The following is a 16,560-nucleotide window of genomic DNA, read 5'->3' on the forward strand; positions in this document are numbered from 1 at the left end:
CCGATTGTGCCGAAGCCGTCTGCTTGCAAGCACCACGCACCATCGATACATTGTGTTTTTTGAGGGCCCCCAATGTCTGCAGACAGCACAACGATCCCTTCCTCCCCGGGCAGCACCACGCCCATCCCCCCGCTCCACCCTTCGTCGTCGACCGGCCACATACGCCTGACCTCGCATGCCGGCGGCTTCGGCGCGCTGCCCATCCATTGGGGCGCGGCCACACCGGCCGAGCGCGGGCCGGTGGTCGGCACCACCACCAAGCGGGCGCATCGCAACGTCATCGGCACGCACAGCGGCTCCTACAGCGTGTATCGCGCGCTGGCCGTGGCCTCGGGCGCGCTCAAGCGCGAGCACAAGGCCGACCTGACCAACACCTCCCCCACCGACGTGATAGGCCCCTACCCGCAATGGAGCGAACCGGGCCGAATCGTGTCGCTCGACCCCTGGGGGGCGCAGGTGGCCGACGTGTTCGCCACCGAACTGGCGGCCGGCTACGACATCCGCCCGACCATCGCGATCACCAAGGCCCACGTGATCCTGCCCGAGGTGATCGAGGCGCTGCAAAGCGGCCGGCTCAAGGCCGACGGGCATTTCCTCACGTCCGGCGGCGCGGCCATGGTCACCAAGGCCGCGATCGAGCCCGTGTGGTATCTGCCCGAGGTGGCGCGCCGCTTCGGCTGCTCCGAGACCGACCTGCGCCGCACCCTGTTCGAGGAAACCGGCGGCATGTACCCCGAACTGGTCACGCGCTCCGACCTCGAGGTGTTCCTGCCGCCCATCGGCGGGCAGACGCTCTACATCTTCGGCAACCCGCGCGACCTGGCCAACCCCGAGGTCGAGCTCACCGCGCGCATCCACGACGAGTGCAACGGCTCCGACGTGTTCGGCTCCGACATCTGCACCTGCCGGCCCTACCTCACGCACGCGATCGAGGAATGCATCATGGGCGCGCAGCGCGGCGGCGTGGGCCTCATCGCCTACTCGCGCAAGGAAGGCCGGGCGCTCGGCGAAGTGACCAAGTTCCTGGTCTACAACGCCCGCAAGCGGCAGGTGGGCGGCGACACGGCCGACCAGTATTTCGCCCGCACCGAATGCGTGGCCGGCGTGCAGGACATGCGCTTCCAGGAGCTCATGCCCGACGTCTTCCACTGGCTGGGCATCAAGAAGATCCACCGGCTGGTGTCGATGAGCAACATGAAGTTCGACGCGATCACCGGCTCGGGCATCGAGATCGGCGAGCGCGTGAACATTCCCGATGCGCTGATCCCGGCCGACGCCCGCGTCGAGATGGACGCCAAGATGGCGGCCGGCTATTTCACACCCGGCCCGGTGCCGGACGCCGAAGAACTGAAAAAGGCCAAGGGCCGAGGACTCAGCGAATGACGACAAGCCGCAACAGCGATCCCAACATGCCCGTCGACGGCTCCGGCAGCCTGCCGCCCGGCGGCGCGGGCAAGGTCGATCCATCGATCGAATTCACCGCCGACACCGCCCATCCGGCCGGTGCCGCCAGCCTGCTGCGCACCACGGCGGCCATCCGCCAGCGCGCCGGCGCCCTGCTGGCGCGCGCGCGGCGCGGCGAATCGCAGTGGTTCCGCATCGGAGAGGACGACAAGCTGGAAGACGCGGCGCGCAACGTGGCCGAGGTCACGCGCGAGCGCTATCCCTGGGACACCATTCCGTACCACAGCCGCTGGCGCCACTTCGAGGCCGGCGGCATCAAGCGCATCGAGGAACTCGACACCCTGCTCGGCGAAGCCGACGCGCGGCAGCGCGCCCGCGCGCACATCGACCTCGTGCTGGTGAGCGTGCTGCTGGACGCCGGCGCCGGCCCCGACTGGCACTACACCGAAGCCGCCACCGGCGAACGCTTAACCCGCTCCGAAGGGCTGGCCGTGGCCAGCTACCACGCCTTCATGGCCGGGCTGTTCTCGTCCGACCCCGACCACCCTTACCAGGTGGACGCGGCCGGCCTGCGCGGGCTGGTGACCGACCGCCTGGGCGACGCCTTCCAGGTCAGCGAGGCCAACCCGCTGGTCGGGCTGGCGGGCCGCGCCACGCTGCTGCGCCGCCTGGGCGAGGCCATGAACGAACAGCCCGAGACCTTCGGCGACGAAGGCCGCCCGGGCCGGCTGTTCGACGCGCTGGTCGGCCCCTACGGCCCGGCCGCGCCGCCCACGGCCGAAATCACCGCGCACCAGATCCTGTCGCTGCTGCTCGATACGCTGTCGCGCATCTGGCCCTCGGCCAACTCGGTGGACAGCATCGCGGCCGACGCCAGCGACAGCCCTGGCGGCATCGGGTCGGGCGACCCCGCGCTCGCGCTGGGCGACTGCTGGCGCCACAGCGCCGTGAGCGGGCCCGGGCTCACCAACGGCTGGATGCCTTTCCACAAGCTGTCGCAGTGGCTCACCTACTCGCTGCTCGAACCCTTCGAATGGGCCGGCGTGAAGGTGCGCCACCTCGACGCGCTCACCGCCCTGCCCGAGTACCGCAACGGCGGCCTGTTGATCGACAGCGGCGTGATCGTGCCGAAGGACCCGGCCTTCCTCACCCGCCGATGGAAGGCGGGCGACGAGTTCATCGTCGAATGGCGCGCGCTGACCGTGGCGCTGCTCGACGAGCTTGCGCCCCGGGTGCGCAAGGTGCTCGACCGCACCGAAGACGAATTGCCGCTGGCCTGCGTGCTCGAAGGCGGCACCTGGGCCGCGGGCCGGGCGCTGGCACAGCGGTTGCGCGACGGTGCGCCGCCGCTGTCGATCGAGAGCGACGGCACTGTCTTTTAGACTCCGGTGTTCACCCAGCAACGTCAAACACAATTCCAATGAGCAACGTCCACCTCGTCAACCACCCCCTCGTCCAGCACAAGCTGACGCTGATGCGCCGCAAGGACGCCTCGACCAACAGCTTCCGCCGGCTCCTCAATGAAATCAGCATGCTCATGGCCTACGAGGTCACGCGCGACATGCCGATGCAGGACATCGAGGTCGAAACCCCGCTGGAGACCATGCAGGCCAAGGTCATCGACGGCAAGAAACTGGTGCTGGTGTCCATTCTTCGCGCCGGCACCGGCATCCTGGACGGCATGCTGACCGTGGTGCCCGGCGCCCGCGTCGGCCATATCGGCCTGTACCGCGACCCCAAGACGCTGACGGCCGTCGAGTACTACTTCAAGATGCCCGGCGAAATGGAGAACCGCGACGTGATCGTGGTCGACCCGATGCTGGCCACCGGCAACTCGGCCGTGGCCGCGGTCGAGCGGCTGAAGGAGCTGAACCCGAAGTCGATCAAGTTCGTCTGCCTGCTGACCTGCCCCGAAGGCGTGAAGACGATGCAGACCGCGCACCCCGACGTGCCGATCTACACCGCCGCCATCGACCGCGAACTCGACAGCCACGGCTACATCCTGCCGGGCCTGGGCGACGCGGGCGACCGCATCTTCGGCACGAAGTAGGGCTCGCCCCCAGGCTTCGCGCACTTCGTGTCGCTACGCCTTCCCCCTGCCGGGGGCAACACCTGAGGCCCGGCGGAGCCGGTTCCTCGGTGTTCTGGCTAGGAAGGCGCGGTTTTTGCGAGCCTAAGATTTCCATAACTCGAGGAGAAGCATCGTGGCAGCACGCCGTCAATTGATCATCCGTTCCGTCGCCATTGCCGCCGCGCTCGCGGCAGGCGCCCCGGGCCTTGCGCTCGCGCAGCAGGCCAAGCTGAAAGTGGCCGCGGTGTACACCGTGCCGTTCGAGCAGCAATGGGTGGGTCGCATCCACAAGGCGCTGAAGGCGGCCGAGGCGCGCGGCGAGATCGAATACAAGGCCACCGAGAACGTCAGCAACGCCGACTACGAGCGCGTGATGCGCGAGTACGCCACCGGCGGCAACCAGCTGATTCTGGGCGAGGTGTTCGGCGTGGAAGCGGCGGCGCGCAAGGTCGCCAAGGACTTTCCCAAGGTCGCCTTCCTGATGGGCTCGTCGCTCAAGCCGCAGGCGCCCAATTTCAGCGTGTTCGACAACTACATCCAGGAGCCCGCCTACCTGAGCGGCATGGTGGCCGGCGGCATGACCAAGACCAACCGCATCGGCATGGTCGGCGGCTTCCCGATTCCCGAAGTGAACCGGCTGATGAACGCCTTCATGGCGGGCGCCAGGGAAACCAACCCGAAGGTCGAGTTCAGCGTGAGCTTCATCAACAGCTGGTTCGACCCGCCGAAGGCCAAGGAAGCCGCCTTCGCCATGATCGACAAGGGCGCGGACGTGATGTACGCCGAGCGCTTCGGTGTCTCCGACGCGGCCAAGGAAAAGGGCAAGCTCGCCATCGGCAACGTGATCGACACGCAGAGCCAGTACCCCGACACGGTGGTGGCGTCGGCGCTGTGGAACTTCGAGCCCGCGGCCGACCGCGCGATCAAGCTGGTCAAGGAAGGCAAGTTCGCGGCCGAGGACTACGGCGTGTACGCGCAGATGAAGCACAAGGGCTCCGAGCTCGCGCCGCTCGGCACCTTCGAGAAGAAAGTGCCGGCCGACATCATCGCCAAGGTGAAGGCCAGGCAGGCCGACATCCTCGCGGGCAAGTTCACCGTGAAGGTGGACGACGGCCAACCCAAGTCCACAGCCAAGTAAACGCCTCCAAGTGCCCATGAATCCTGCGCGATGGCGCACCGCAATCCGGGGCGTGGCGATTGCGGCGCTGGCCGTCGCCGGACTGGCCGCCTGCCAGCCTGAATCCGCCGGTACGGCGGCGCCCGCGGTGGCCGCACCCGCCGCTCCCGCTGCCGCCGCGGCGCCCCTGCCGGCCGCCGCCGTCCCCGCAGGCATTCCGGCGGCGCTGCAGGAGCGCGCCGACGCCCTGCTCGCCGCCCACCGGCAGATGATCGTGCTGATGACCGGCGAGCGCACGCTCGACGCGGCCGAGAAGCGCGCGGTGGGCGCGGTCGGGCAACTGCTGTTCCACGACATGCAGGAGCGCCAGCAGGCGCTCATCGCGCAGGCCGGCGAGATGGCCGACCCGGCCACCGTGCCGGCGCTGAACGCGCTGCTGGACCGCATCGAAAGCGAACCCAGCTGGTTCGACGCCGACCGCCTCGCATTCAAGGAATTCCTCACCGAGCTGAGCACGCGCTACGCCCAGGCGCAGTCGCTGCCCGGCCTCAAGCTCGGCCGCCGCGCCAGCGAAGACCTGGCCGTGCTCGCAGAGATCGAACAGGCCTACGACCGTGAGCTGAAAGACGTGTTCGGCCGCTTCGCGCAGCGCGGCATCGAGCCCAGGCGCGAGAAGTGGTCCGACTACGTGGCCAAGCTGCAGGGCCTGTATTCGCGCGAGAAGATCCTGAAGGACTTCGGCGCCATCGTCCCCTACACGCAGGCAACCCAGCCCGCCGGCACCGGCGCCAAGGAGAAGGAAGGCGCCGACACCCGGGAGATCTTCGGCACCTCGCTGCCGCCCAGGACCGTGGTGCTGACCTTCGACGACGGCCCGCACGCCAGGCACACCGACGAGATCCTGGAGATCCTCAAGCGCTACGACGCGCCCGCCATCTTCTTCGAGCTGGGCCGCAACCTCGGCAGGCTCGACGCGCAGGGCAAGGCGCAGCTGGGCGCCAACGGCGCGGTGGCCAAGCGCGTGCTGGCCGCCGGCCACGTGCTCGCCAATCACAGCTTCAGCCACGGCGTGATGGCCAAGATGAGCGACGACACGGTGCGCACCGAGGCCTCCGAGACCGAGGCCCTGCTCGACGCCACCGGCCGCCCGCAGTCCACCCTGTTCCGCTTTCCCTACGGCGCGCGCAACGAAGACAAGCTGAGCACGGTCGAGGCGCTCAAGTTGCGCTCGATGCTCTGGACCGTCGACTCCATGGACTGGGCCGACCCGGTGCCCAAGTCGATCGCCGACCGCGTGCTGGCCGAGGTCGACAAGGCCAAGCGCGGCGTGATCCTGTTCCACGACATCCAGGGCCGCACCGTGCAGGCCCTGCCCACGGTGCTCGACCAGCTGGTGGCCGACGGCTACCGCTTCGCCACCTGGCGCGACGGCAAGTTCGTCGTCAACGCGGCCAAGCGGCCCGCGCCCGACGACGGCGTGGCCGCCGCCGGCAGCGGCGACACCCTCTACCGCGACAGCCACGCACTGGTGATCGGCATCGACAAGTACGCCAAGTGGCCCGGCCTGCACCACGCCGTGCCCGACGCCAGGTCGATGGAGCAACTGCTCGTCACCCGCTTCGGCTTCAAGCCCGAGAACGTCACCTCGCTGTACGACGGCGAGGCCACGCGCGCCAACATCCTGCGCGTGCTGAACGACAAGCTGGCCGACACCAAGCGCGTGAAGCGCGACGACCGCGTGCTGGTGTTCTTCGCCGGCCACGGCAGCACCCGCAAGCTCGCGAGCGGGCGCGACGTGGGCTACATCATCCCGGTCGACGCGGCGCTGGACGACCTGGCCTCCGACGCCATCTCGATGCCGCAATTGCAGGAGGTGGCCGAGGCGCTCTCGGCCAAGCACGTGCTGTTCATGGTGGACGCCTGCTATTCGGGCCTGGGCCTCACGCGCGGCGGTGCGCCGCGCGGCAGCAAGAACTTCCTGAGCGACAACGCGCGCCGCGTCGGCCGCCAGATGATCACCGCCGGCGGCGCCGACCAGCAGGTGGCCGACGACGGCCCCGGCGGGCATTCGGTCTTCACGTGGACCGTACTGCAGGCGCTGTCGGGCAAGGCCGACCTGAACGGCGACGGCGTCATCACCGGCACCGAGCTTGCCGCCTACGTGGCGCCGGCCGTGTCGGCCATCGCGCGACAGACGCCGGCGTTCGGCAGCCTGCCGGGCTCGGAGGGCGGCGAGTTCGTGTTCGAGCTGCCCACCGAGCGCGAGGGCCTCAGCGGCGACATCGTGCAGCTCGACGCGGCGGCCAGCCAGGTCAACAAGCGCATCGACGAGGCCAACGAGCAGGCCGTGCACACCGCGGCGGCCACACCCAAGACCGGCCCCGCTGCCATCGAGGTGGTGGTGAAGAACCTCGAAGGCGCCGACGCCAGGCTGACCATGCCGGCCGCGGCGCCGGTGTCGCCGCGCGTGGCCGCCCAGCGCGCCAACGACCGCGGCCTCCAGCTGTACCGCGAGCGCCGCTACGACGAAGCCGAAGCCGCCTTCACCGAGGCGCTGAAGCTGCAGCCGCGCTTTGCGCTGGCGGCCAACAACCTGGGCTTCGTGTACTTCAAGCGCGGCAAGCCGGTGGAGGCCGCGCGCTGGTTCGAGCAGGCCATCGAGATGGACGGCAGCCGCGCCCTCGCCTACCTGAACCTGGGCGACGCCTACCTGCAATCGGGCAACGACGCCAAGGCGCTGGCCGCCTACACCACCTTCGTCGGCCTGGCGCCGAAGCACGCGCGCGTCGCGTCGCTGCAAGCCTGGATCGCCACGCCCGACGCCGCGCACCGCCCGCAACTACCGACGAACTCATGATGAAGAACCACACATCCTCCCTGCTGCGGCGCCTGCGCGCCCCCGTGCTGGCCGCCACGCTCGGGGTGCTGCTGGCGGGCTGCGCCGGCGTCTACAAGTCCGGCGCGGTCAGCATCAACAGCGGCACGCGGCTCGACGACACGCCGCGCATCGCGGTGCTGTCGGCCTTCGAGCCCGAGCTGAAGCTGCTGCTGACCCGGCTGCAGGGCCCGGTGAAGCACAGCGTGAACGGCGTGGAGTTCACCACCGGCACGCTCGAAGGCAAGCCCGTGGTGCTGTTCCTGTCGGGCATCAGCATGACGAACGCGACCATGAACACGCAGTTGGTGCTCAACCGCTTTCGAATCACCAACATCGTGTTCAGCGGAATCGCGGGCGGCGTGAACCCGCAGCTGCACGTGGGCGACGTGACCGTGCCCGCGCAATGGGGCCAGTACCTCGAAGTGCTGATGGCGCGCGAGACCGCGCCGGGCAAGTACAGCGCGCCGCCCTTCATCACCGACGCCACGCTGCCCAACTTCGGGATGATGTTCCCGCGCCCGGTCGAGGTGCGCTCGGCGGCCAACCCGCAGATCGTGCGCAAGTTCTGGTTCGAGGCCGACCCGAAGATGCTCGAGGTGGCGCGCAGCATCCGCAACGTCGACCTGGCGAACTGCGGCGCCGGCAAGTGCCTGCCGCGCAAGCCGCAGCTGGTGGTGGGCGGCAACGGCGTGTCGGGCCAGGCCTTCATGGACAACAAGGCCTACCGCGAATACACCTACAGGACTTTCCAGGCCAACGTGCTCGACATGGAAACCGCCGCCGTGGGCATGGTCGCCTACAGCAACGGCGTGCCCTTCATCGCCTTCCGCTCGCTCAGCGACCTCGCGGGTGGCGGCGACGGCGAGAACGAAATGGGCACCTTCATGAGCATCGCGGCGGACAACTCCGCCAAGGTGATGCTGGCGTTCCTGGCCGCGTGGAAGTGACGGCGGCGCCCGCTGGTTCCATCCGCCTTGTTCTGCTTCCGGGCATGGACGGCACCGGCGAGCTGTTCGAGCCCCTGGCCCAGGCCATGGGATGGCAACACGACGCCATCGACGTGGTGCGCTACCCCGGCACCGAGCCGCTGGGCTATGACGAACTCGAACGGCTTGTGCGCGCGCGGCTCCCCGCCGGCCAGCCCTTCGTGCTGCTGGGCGAATCCTTCTCGGGCCCGCTCGCCATCTCCATCGCGGCGGCCCCGCCGCCGGGGCTGCGCGGGCTGATCCTTTGCTGCAGCTTTGCCCGCAGCCCCAAGCCGGGGCTGGCGCTGCTGCGTGGCGGCCTGCTCGAACTGTCGATGATGTTCATGCACTCCGGCCTGATGCGCGGCCCCATGCGCCACATGCTGCTGGGCCGCTTTGCCACGCCGCGCCTTTGCGGCTTGCTGCAGGGTTCGCTGCGGCAGGTGTCGACCGCCGTCATGACGCGCCGCATGAGGGAAGTGCAGCGCGTGAACGTGGTCGACAGGCTCGCGCAGGTGCGCGTGCCGGTGATGTACTTGCAGGCCATCGAGGACCGCATCGTTCCCGGCCAGGCCGCCCGTACCATCCAGCGCGCGCTGTCGGGCCTTCGCATCGTCCGGCTGGAAGGCCCGCACGGCCTGCTGCAGGCCGTGCCCGTCGCTGCCGCCCAGGCCATCGAAAACTTTTGCCGCGAGCTCGGCAGCCCCGAGCCCGCCACCCCATGAACCCTCTTGTGCTCCGGCTCACAGGCATCACCAAGCGCTTCGGCGCCCTGGTGGCCAACGACGCCATTTCCCTCGACCTGCAGGCCGGCGAAGTGCTCGCGCTGCTCGGCGAGAACGGCGCGGGCAAGTCGACGCTGATGTCGATCCTGTTCGGCCACTACGTCGCCGACGAAGGCGGCATCGAAGTGTTCGGCGCGCCGCTGCCGCCGGGCAACCCCAAGGCCGCGCTGGCCGCCGGCGTGGGCATGGTGCACCAGCATTTCACGCTGGCCGACAACCTCAGCGTGCTCGACAACGTGATGATGGGCACCGAGCCGCTGTGGCGCCCGGTGTCGCGCCGGGCGGCCGCGCGGGCCAGGCTGCTCGAGGTGGCGCAGCGCTTCGGCCTGCCGGTGCAGCCGGACGCGAAGATCGGCAGCCTGTCGGTCGGCGAGCGCCAGCGGGTGGAAATTCTCAAGGCGCTGTACCGCGGCGCGCGCATCCTGATCCTCGACGAGCCGACCGCCGTGCTCACGCCCCAGGAAAGCGAGGCGCTGTTCGCCACGCTGGCGCAGATGGTGGCGCAGGGCCTGTCGGTCATCTTCATCAGCCACAAGCTCGGCGAGGTGCTGCGCGTGTCGCACCGCGTGGCGGTGCTGCGCGGCGGCAAGCTGGTGGCGCAGGCGCGCACGGCCGACACCACGCAGGCGCAGCTCGCGCTGTGGATGGTGGGCCATGCGGTCGAAGCGCCGCAGCGCCGGCCGGCCAAGTCGGTGGGCGACGCGGTCTGCGTGCTCGACCATGTGAGCACCGCCGCCGGCAAGGACGGCGGGCAGGACCATTCGGCCGGCCTTCGCGAGGTGTCGCTGACGCTGCGCGCCGGCGAAATCACCGCCATCGCGGGCGTGTCCGGCAACGGGCAGGTCGCGCTGGCCGAGCTGCTGTGCGGCACGCGCCGGGTTTCGTCCGGCTCCGCGCAGCTGATGGGCCGCGCCTTGCCGCCCTCGCCTGCCCGGCTGGTGCAGCGCGGCGTCGCGCGCATTCCCGAAGACCGGCACGCGGTAGGCGTGGTCGGCGACCTGCCGGTGTGGGAGAACGCGGTATCGGAGCGGCTGCGCAGCCCGGTGTTCTCGCGCTGGTCTTTCATCGTGAAGCGCGCCGCCGCGCGGCTGCATGCGCGGCGCATAGAAAAGGCGTTCGACGTGCGCGGCGCCGGGCTGATGGCGCCGGCCCGCTCGCTCTCCGGCGGGAACATGCAGAAGCTGATCCTGGGCCGCGCCCTGCTCTCGCCCGAGCAGCCCGAAACGGCCAAGGGCGACGACAACAGGAAGTATCCGAACCGCGCGCCGCGCCTCATCGTCGCGCACCAGCCGACCTGGGGCCTGGACATCGGCGCGGTCGCCTATGTGCAGCAGCAGCTCATCGCCGCACGAGACGCCGGCGCGGCCGTGCTGGTGATTTCGGACGACCTCGACGAAGTGCTGGCGCTCGGCGACCGGGTGGCCGTGATGCACGGCGGCCATCTGGGCGAAGCGCGCCCCGCCGCCGCATGGACGCGCGAGGCCATCGGCCTGGCCATGGCCGGCGCAACCGCGGCGCCGCAGCGCAACGGAGCGGCCTCATGATGCGGCTCGAGAAACGCCACCAGGCATCCCGCGCCGCGCTGGTGCTGGCACCCGTGGGCGCGGTCGTGTTCACCATGCTCGTCAGCGCACTGCTGGTGCTGTGGGCCGGCGCGCCGGTCGGCCGCACCTATGCGCTGCTGCTGCAGGGCGGTTTCGGCTCGGTGTTCGCCTGGAGCGAAACGCTGACGCGCGCCATTCCGCTGATCCTCACCGGGCTGGCGGCCACGGTCGCCTTCAAGGCGCGGCTCTTCAACATCGGCGCCGAGGGGCAGCTCTACGCGGGTGCGCTGGCCGCCGTCGCCGTGGGCGGCATGCATGGCGGCACGGGCTTCGAGCTGTCGCCCTGGCTGCTGTTCCCGCTGATGATGCTGGCCGCCGCCGTGGCCGGCGCGCTGATGCTGCTGGGCCCGGCGCTCATGAAGAACAAGCTGGGCGTGGACGAGGTCGTGACCACGCTGCTGATCAATTTCATCGTGCTGCTGGGCGTGTCTGCGCTGCTCGACGGGCCGATGAAAGACCCGACCGCCATGGGCTGGCCGCAGAGCGTGTCGCTGCAGTCCGACCTGGAGCTGGGCAAGCTGATCGCGCAGACGCGGGTGCACACCGGGCTCTTGTGGGCGGTGTCGCTCGCGGTGATGGTGTGGGCCGTCTTCAAGTACACGGTGCTTGGGTTCGACATCCGCGCGGTGGGCGCCAATGCGCGCGCCGCCGCCTTCGCGGGCGTGCCGGTGACGCGCACCGTGGTCATGGTGGCACTGCTTTCCGGCGCGCTGGCCGGGCTGGCGGGCGCCATCGAGGTGGCGGGCCGCACCAGCTACGTCACGCTCGACATGTCGCCGGGCTACGGCTACACCGGCATCGTGATCGCCATGCTGGCCGGCCTCCACCCGCTGGGCGTGATCGCGGCAGGCGTGTTCGTGGCGGGCGTGCTGGTGGGGGCCGACACCATGAGCCGAGCCGTGGGCGTGCCGACCTACATCGCCGACGTGATCGTCGCGGCCTCGCTGATCGCGGTGCTGGTGGCGACCTTGCTGACGCAGTACCGGGTGAGGATGAAGAAATGATCTCGGCCCTGGCTTCTTCTTGCTTGCTCCTTCCCCCGCTGGGGGAAGGCCGGGATGGGGGCATCGGCCGCCCCTGCGAGCGCCGCCTGCCCCCACCCCAGCCCTCCCCCGGAAGGGGAGGGAGAAACACGCAATGACCGATCTGCTCGACATCCTCGCCAACCCCGCCTTCTGGGTCGCGGTGCTGCGCATCGCCACCCCGCTGATCCTCGGCACGCTCGGCGTGCTGCTGTGCGAGCGCGCGGGCGTGCTCAACCTCGGCATCGAAGGGATCATGGTCGCGGGCGCGTTCACCGGCTGGCTCGCGGTGTATGCCGGCGCGCCGCTGTGGGTGGGCGTCGGCGTGGCCGCGCTCACCGGCATGGTGTTCGGCCTGCTGCATGCCTTCCTGACCGTGGGACTCGCGCTTTCGCAGCACGTGTCGGGGCTGGGCATCACGCTGCTGGCGACCGCGCTCAGCTACTTCGGCTACCGCGTGAGCTTTCCCAAGGTGAACACGCCGCCGACCATCACGCCCTTCGCCCCGATGGACTGGCTGCCGCTGCCCATCCTCAACGCGCAGACCGCGCTCACGCTGTTCGCGCTGCTGCTGGTGCCGGTGGTGGGCTGGGTGCTGTACCGCACGCCGCTCGGGCTGGCGCTGCGCATGGCCGGCGAGAACCCGCAGGCGGCCGAGAGCCAGGGCGTGTCGGTCGCGGCCACGCGCACCGGCGCCATCGTCGCCGGCTCGGCGCTGATGGGCATGGCCGGCTCCTTCCTCACGCTGTCGGCCTTCAACGCCTTCTTCTTCAACATGGTCAACGGGCGGGGCTGGATCTGCGTGGCGCTGGTGGTGTTCGCCTCGTGGCGGCCGGGCAAGGCACTGCTGGGCGCGCTGCTGTTCGCTTTCTTCGACGCGCTTCAGCTGCGGCTGCAACAATCGGGCGACGCCGTGCTGCCCTACCAGCTGTACCTGATGCTGCCGTACCTGCTGTCGATCCTGGCGCTGGTGCTGGTGGCACGCAAGGCCAGCTATCCGCAGGCACTGATGAAGCCCTACCGCAAGGGAGAACGTTGACGATGACCGCAGCTTTCGCCATTCGAGCCCGGTTGCTCGCCGCCCTGCTGGCCGTGTGCGGCGGCGGCGCCCATGCGCTGGGCGCCGACATCACCTACGAGAACTTCAAGACGCCCGACGCGGTGAACTGGGTGCAGCTGTGCGGCACCTGGGACAACGACCACCAGGGCGTATACCGGGTGATCCACGCCGAGCAGTTCGCGCAGTCGTTCCTGTACGTGCAATGGATGAAACGCGATGCCGAAGGCAGCCTGCAGGCCGCGCACACCGTGTCCATCGCGGAACTCGACAACGACCATGCGGAGATCGGCCTGTCGGAGCTCACCTGCCGGGCCACGCCGCGCGGCATCGTGGTGACGGCAAAGGCCAGTTCGGGGCACGACGACAAGCTGCGCCGCGTGACCATCGAGGTCGGGCCGAAGCCGGGGCAGTACCTGTTCCGGGCGCAGCGCACCCGCTAGGCCCGGCCCATGACGCCGCCCCTGGCACTCGACGCCGCGACCGGCCGCATCGAAGCCTTCGGAGCGATCATCGACGCGGACAGCCGGGCAGACGATCTTCCGCCCCTTTTCCTGAAAACCTGGCAGATGGTGACCGTGGAAGGCCGGCAGGTGGAATGCGTATTCGCCACCGCTGGCGGCACGACTACCGACGGCAGCGCAGTCGAACTGACCCTTCGCTTCGAGCAGGAACAACTGGCCAGCGCCTTCATCACGCTCACGCCGCATCGCCACCGCAGCCTGGATTCGGAAGCCTTCCACGCCAGCGCCGACGAGCGCTACCGTTTTCACGAGCGCTGGCTGGCATCGGCCGGCGTACCGCGCCAGCCGGCCAGGTTTTGCTGGGGCGAAACCGGCGTGGCGCGCGACCGCAGCGAGAACGTGCACATCTATCTTCACTGGACGCCGCGGCGCGTGCCTGGACAAAGCGGCGACGGAAAATAGCCCCGATCGATTCAAAAAGGCCCCCACGATGCTCGACCTACTCATCACCAACGCCACCCTCCCCGACGGCCGCACCGGCGTGTCGATTGCCGTGCAGGACGGCCGCATCGCCGAAGTCACCGAGGGCCTGGACGCACCCGCGCATGAAAAGCTCGATGCGCAGGGCATGCTGCTCGCGCCGCATTTCGTCGATCCGCATTTCCATATGGATGCCACGCTGAGCTACGGCCTGCCGCGCGTCAACCAGAGCGGCACGCTGCTCGAAGGCATTGCGCTCTGGGGCGAGCTGAAGCCGCTGCTCACGGCGGAGGCGCTGATCGAGCGTGCGCTGGAATACTGCGACTGGGCCGTGGCCAAGGGTCTGCTGGCGGTGCGCTCGCATGTGGACACCAGCGACCCGAGCCTGCTCGCGGTCGATGCGCTGCTCGAAGTGAAGCGCCAGGTGGCGGCCTACCTCGATCTGCAACTGGTGGCCTTCCCGCAGGACGGCGTGCTGCGCTCGCCCGGCGGCGTCGAGAACCTGGAGCGCGCGCTCGACAAGGGCGTGGACGTGGTCGGCGGCATTCCCCATTTCGAGCGCACCATAGCCGACGGCGCCGCCAGCGTGAAGCTGCTGTGCGAAATGGCCGCCGAGCGCGGCAAGCTGGTCGACATGCATTGCGACGAGTCCGACGACCCGCTGTCGCGCCACATCGAGACGCTGGCCTTCGAGGCGCAGCGCCTGGGCATGCAGGGCCGCGTGACGGGCTCGCACTGCACCTCGATGCACTCGATGGACAACTACTACGTGAGCAAGCTGCTGCCGCTGATCGCGCAGAGCGGCGTGGCCGTCATCTCCAATCCGCTGATCAACATCACGCTGCAGGGCCGCCACGACAGCTATCCCAAGCGCCGCGGCATGACGCGCGTGCCCGAGCTGATGGCCGCCGGCGTGAACGTCGCCTTCGGCCACGACTGCGTGATGGACCCCTGGTACGGCATGGGTTCGGGCGACATGCTCGAAGTGGCGCACATGGGCCTGCACGTGGCGCAGATGACCAGCCAGGCCGGCATCCGCCAGTGCTTCGACGCGGTGACGACGAATGCGGCGCGCGTGATGCACCTGCAGGGCTACGGCATCGAGGCCGGCTGCGACGCGAGCTTCGTGCTGCTGCAGGCGCGCGACCCGGTCGAGGCCATCCGCCTGCGCGCCACGCGGCTCAAGGTGTTCCGCAAGGGCCGGCTGCTGGCGCAGACGCCGGCCGCCACCGCCACGCTGCATCTGCCGGGGCGCGGCGGCGAGACCGGCTGGATGATCCCGAAAGCCTGATCGGGCGCTTTCCCATGAAGCGCTTTCTGCCGTACTGCATCGCCTGGTTGCTGGCACTGGCGCTTGCCCCCGCATCGGCGCAGCCCGACGTTCGCCGGCTGGCCGACCTGCCCTACGGCCCCCACGCGGCGCAGCGCATGGACGTGTACCTGCCGCCGAACGCGCACGGTGCGCCGGTGCTCGTGATGGTCCACGGCGGCGCCTGGATGTTCGGCAAGAAAGACGCCGCCTCGGTGGTGGATCTCAAGGTCGATCACTGGGTGCGTGCGCAGGGCTACATCCTGGTGTCGGTGGCCTACCGCTTCGTGCCGCAGGTCGATGTGATGCAGCAGGCGCAGGACGTGGCGCGCGCGGTGGCCGCTGTGCAGGCCGGCGCGGCTTCCTGGGGCGGCGACGCGGGCCGGCTCGTGCTCATGGGACATTCGGCGGGCGCGCACCTGGTCGCGCTGCTGAGCGCGTCGCCCGGCATCGCGCGGCAACAGGGCGCGCAGCCCTGGCTGGGCGCCATCGCGCTCGACAGCGCCGCGCTCGACACCGCGGCCCTGATGCAGCGGCGCCACCTGCCCTTCTACGACCGCGTGTTCGGCAGCGACCCGGCCTTCTGGCGCAGCGTGTCGCCGACCGATGCGCTGGCGCCCGGCGCGCCGCCGATGCTGCTGGTGTGCTCGACGCAACGCCGCGACGGCTCCTGCACGCAGGCCGCTCAGTTCGCCGCACGCGTCACGGCCACGGGCGCACGCGCGCAGGTGCTACCTGAAGACCTGTCTCACGCGCAGATCAACGCCGAACTCGGCCTGCCCGGCGCCTACACCTCAGCGGTGGACGCCTTCATTGCCTCTATCGACCGGCGGCCTCGCTGAGGCGGGCGGCGCAAGGTCGCACCACATGTGGACCTTGCCGCGCAATTCGCCATCGACGTCGATGGCCAGCGGCTCCAGGCCGAAGGCGCGGAAGCCGCAGTCTTCGTACAGCTTTTGCGCCGCGTCGTTGCCTTCGGTGACGGTGAGCTGCACCAGCCGCAGGCCGTCGCGGGCCCTCGCGTGGTCGAGCAAGGCGAGCACCAGCCGGCGGCCGAAGCCCGAACGGCGCGCCGACGCGGCCACGGTCATGCCGAACAGGGTGGCCTTGTGGCGCTCCCGGTTTCGCACGCCGAAGGCAAGCCCCGCCGCGCCTGCCAGCATGCCGGCGTCGTCGAATGCACCGTAGACGACGCTGGCCTGCGTCGCGTCCGCGGCGGCGCCGAGCCGCTCTTCCCACCAGCTCAGCGGCACGCCTTCGCGCTCCTGAACGGTGGAAGTGAAGGCGCTGGGGTGGCTGGCATAGGCATCCAGCATCACGGCACGGTAGGCCGCCGCATCGGAGACCGTGAGCCGGCGAACGAGGTTTCTATCCTTGTCGGAAGCGGACACAGGTGAATTGCCC

The 16,560-nt window shown here is 69.7% G+C and carries 15 protein-coding genes; 14 read left to right on the forward strand and 1 reads right to left on the reverse strand.

Annotated elements, in window-relative coordinates; translation table 11 throughout:
- Positions 1-72: 72 nt before the first annotated feature.
- The 14 genes from C4F17_RS06270 to C4F17_RS06335 all read left to right on the forward strand — a co-directional run bounded on the left by C4F17_RS06270 (position 73) and on the right by C4F17_RS06335 (position 15,998).
- Positions 73-1,383 (forward strand): GTP cyclohydrolase II, encoded by a 1,311-nt coding sequence (locus C4F17_RS06270; protein WP_199851921.1) that lies wholly within the window; start codon positions 73-75, stop codon positions 1,381-1,383.
- On the forward strand, positions 1,380-2,786 hold the full coding sequence (locus C4F17_RS06275) for a URC4/urg3 family protein (RefSeq protein WP_106934660.1): 1,407 nt from the start codon (positions 1,380-1,382) through the stop codon (positions 2,784-2,786). The genes C4F17_RS06270 and C4F17_RS06275 overlap by 4 nt, the downstream gene beginning before the upstream one ends.
- Positions 2,787-2,824: 38 nt before the next feature.
- Positions 2,825-3,454: a uracil phosphoribosyltransferase gene (upp, locus tag C4F17_RS06280; protein ID WP_081265876.1), complete on the forward strand. Its 630-nt coding sequence runs from the start codon at positions 2,825-2,827 to the stop codon at positions 3,452-3,454.
- A 154-nt stretch (positions 3,455-3,608) separates the two neighbouring features.
- On the forward strand, positions 3,609-4,613 hold the full coding sequence (locus tag C4F17_RS06285; protein ID WP_106934661.1) for a BMP family protein: 1,005 nt from the start codon (positions 3,609-3,611) through the stop codon (positions 4,611-4,613).
- 16 nt (positions 4,614-4,629) lie between these two features.
- The gene (locus C4F17_RS06290) at positions 4,630-7,449 is read left to right on the forward strand and encodes a polysaccharide deacetylase family protein (protein ID WP_234382620.1); all 2,820 of its coding nucleotides are present in this window, start codon (positions 4,630-4,632) and stop codon (positions 7,447-7,449) included.
- Positions 7,449-8,417, forward strand: coding sequence for a 5'-methylthioadenosine/S-adenosylhomocysteine nucleosidase (locus C4F17_RS06295; protein WP_234382622.1), 969 nt, complete (start codon positions 7,449-7,451; stop codon positions 8,415-8,417). Before C4F17_RS06290 ends, C4F17_RS06295 begins: the two co-directional genes overlap by 1 nt.
- The gene (locus C4F17_RS06300; protein ID WP_234382624.1) at positions 8,408-9,160 is read left to right on the forward strand and encodes an alpha/beta fold hydrolase; all 753 of its coding nucleotides are present in this window, start codon (positions 8,408-8,410) and stop codon (positions 9,158-9,160) included. The genes C4F17_RS06295 and C4F17_RS06300 overlap by 10 nt, the downstream gene beginning before the upstream one ends.
- Entirely contained in the window at positions 9,157-10,764 is a 1,608-nt protein-coding gene (locus C4F17_RS06305; RefSeq protein ID WP_106934663.1) for an ABC transporter ATP-binding protein, read from the forward strand. The genes C4F17_RS06300 and C4F17_RS06305 overlap by 4 nt, the downstream gene beginning before the upstream one ends.
- Entirely contained in the window at positions 10,764-11,828 is a 1,065-nt protein-coding gene (locus C4F17_RS06310) for an ABC transporter permease (protein WP_199851959.1), read from the forward strand. The genes C4F17_RS06305 and C4F17_RS06310 overlap by 1 nt, the downstream gene beginning before the upstream one ends.
- Positions 11,829-11,961: 133 nt before the next feature.
- Entirely contained in the window at positions 11,962-12,885 is a 924-nt protein-coding gene (locus C4F17_RS06315; protein ID WP_106934664.1) for an ABC transporter permease, read from the forward strand.
- Between the two features lie 2 nt (positions 12,886-12,887).
- On the forward strand, positions 12,888-13,346 hold the full coding sequence (locus tag C4F17_RS06320) for a hypothetical protein (RefSeq protein WP_106934665.1): 459 nt from the start codon (positions 12,888-12,890) through the stop codon (positions 13,344-13,346).
- A gap of 9 nt (positions 13,347-13,355) precedes the next feature.
- Positions 13,356-13,829 carry a hypothetical protein gene (locus C4F17_RS06325; RefSeq protein WP_106934666.1) on the forward strand — a complete coding sequence of 158 codons (474 nt, stop codon included), beginning with the start codon at positions 13,356-13,358 and terminating at the stop codon, positions 13,827-13,829.
- A gap of 28 nt (positions 13,830-13,857) precedes the next feature.
- A complete protein-coding gene (locus C4F17_RS06330; RefSeq protein WP_106934667.1) occupies positions 13,858-15,138 on the forward strand; it encodes an amidohydrolase family protein in 1,281 nt (426 codons plus the stop codon).
- A gap of 14 nt (positions 15,139-15,152) precedes the next feature.
- Complete coding sequence (locus tag C4F17_RS06335; RefSeq protein WP_106934668.1) at positions 15,153-15,998, forward strand: alpha/beta hydrolase; 846 nt, start codon at positions 15,153-15,155, stop codon at positions 15,996-15,998.
- Here the strand turns inward: C4F17_RS06335 and C4F17_RS06340 are convergent.
- Entirely contained in the window at positions 15,951-16,547 is a 597-nt protein-coding gene (locus tag C4F17_RS06340; RefSeq protein WP_234382626.1) for a GNAT family N-acetyltransferase, read from the reverse strand. The two genes, C4F17_RS06335 and C4F17_RS06340, sit on opposite strands and share 48 nt — an antisense overlap.
- Positions 16,548-16,560: the final 13 nt, after the last annotated feature.

Origin of the sequence: Variovorax sp. PMC12 (assembly GCF_003019815.1) — a bacterium.
In the GTDB taxonomy this organism is placed as follows: domain Bacteria; phylum Pseudomonadota; class Gammaproteobacteria; order Burkholderiales; family Burkholderiaceae_C; genus Variovorax.

Excerpts from the sequence above, each read along its gene's own strand:
- C4F17_RS06270 (WP_199851921.1), top strand. The coding sequence starts at position 73 with ATGTCTGCAGACAGCACAACGATCCCTTCCTCCCCGGGCAGCACCACG.
- C4F17_RS06275 (WP_106934660.1), top strand. The coding sequence starts at position 1,380 with ATGACGACAAGCCGCAACAGCGATCCCAACATGCCCGTCGACGGCTCC.
- upp (WP_081265876.1), top strand. The coding sequence starts at position 2,825 with ATGAGCAACGTCCACCTCGTCAACCACCCCCTCGTCCAGCACAAGCTG.
- C4F17_RS06290 (WP_234382620.1), top strand. The coding sequence starts at position 4,630 with ATGAATCCTGCGCGATGGCGCACCGCAATCCGGGGCGTGGCGATTGCG.
- C4F17_RS06295 (WP_234382622.1), top strand. The coding sequence starts at position 7,449 with ATGAAGAACCACACATCCTCCCTGCTGCGGCGCCTGCGCGCCCCCGTG.
- C4F17_RS06305 (WP_106934663.1), top strand. The coding sequence starts at position 9,157 with ATGAACCCTCTTGTGCTCCGGCTCACAGGCATCACCAAGCGCTTCGGC.
- C4F17_RS06310 (WP_199851959.1), top strand. The coding sequence starts at position 10,764 with ATGCGGCTCGAGAAACGCCACCAGGCATCCCGCGCCGCGCTGGTGCTG.
- C4F17_RS06315 (WP_106934664.1), top strand. The coding sequence starts at position 11,962 with ATGACCGATCTGCTCGACATCCTCGCCAACCCCGCCTTCTGGGTCGCG.
- C4F17_RS06320 (WP_106934665.1), top strand. The coding sequence starts at position 12,888 with ATGACCGCAGCTTTCGCCATTCGAGCCCGGTTGCTCGCCGCCCTGCTG.
- C4F17_RS06325 (WP_106934666.1), top strand. The coding sequence starts at position 13,356 with ATGACGCCGCCCCTGGCACTCGACGCCGCGACCGGCCGCATCGAAGCC.
- C4F17_RS06330 (WP_106934667.1), top strand. The coding sequence starts at position 13,858 with ATGCTCGACCTACTCATCACCAACGCCACCCTCCCCGACGGCCGCACC.
- C4F17_RS06335 (WP_106934668.1), top strand. The coding sequence starts at position 15,153 with ATGAAGCGCTTTCTGCCGTACTGCATCGCCTGGTTGCTGGCACTGGCG.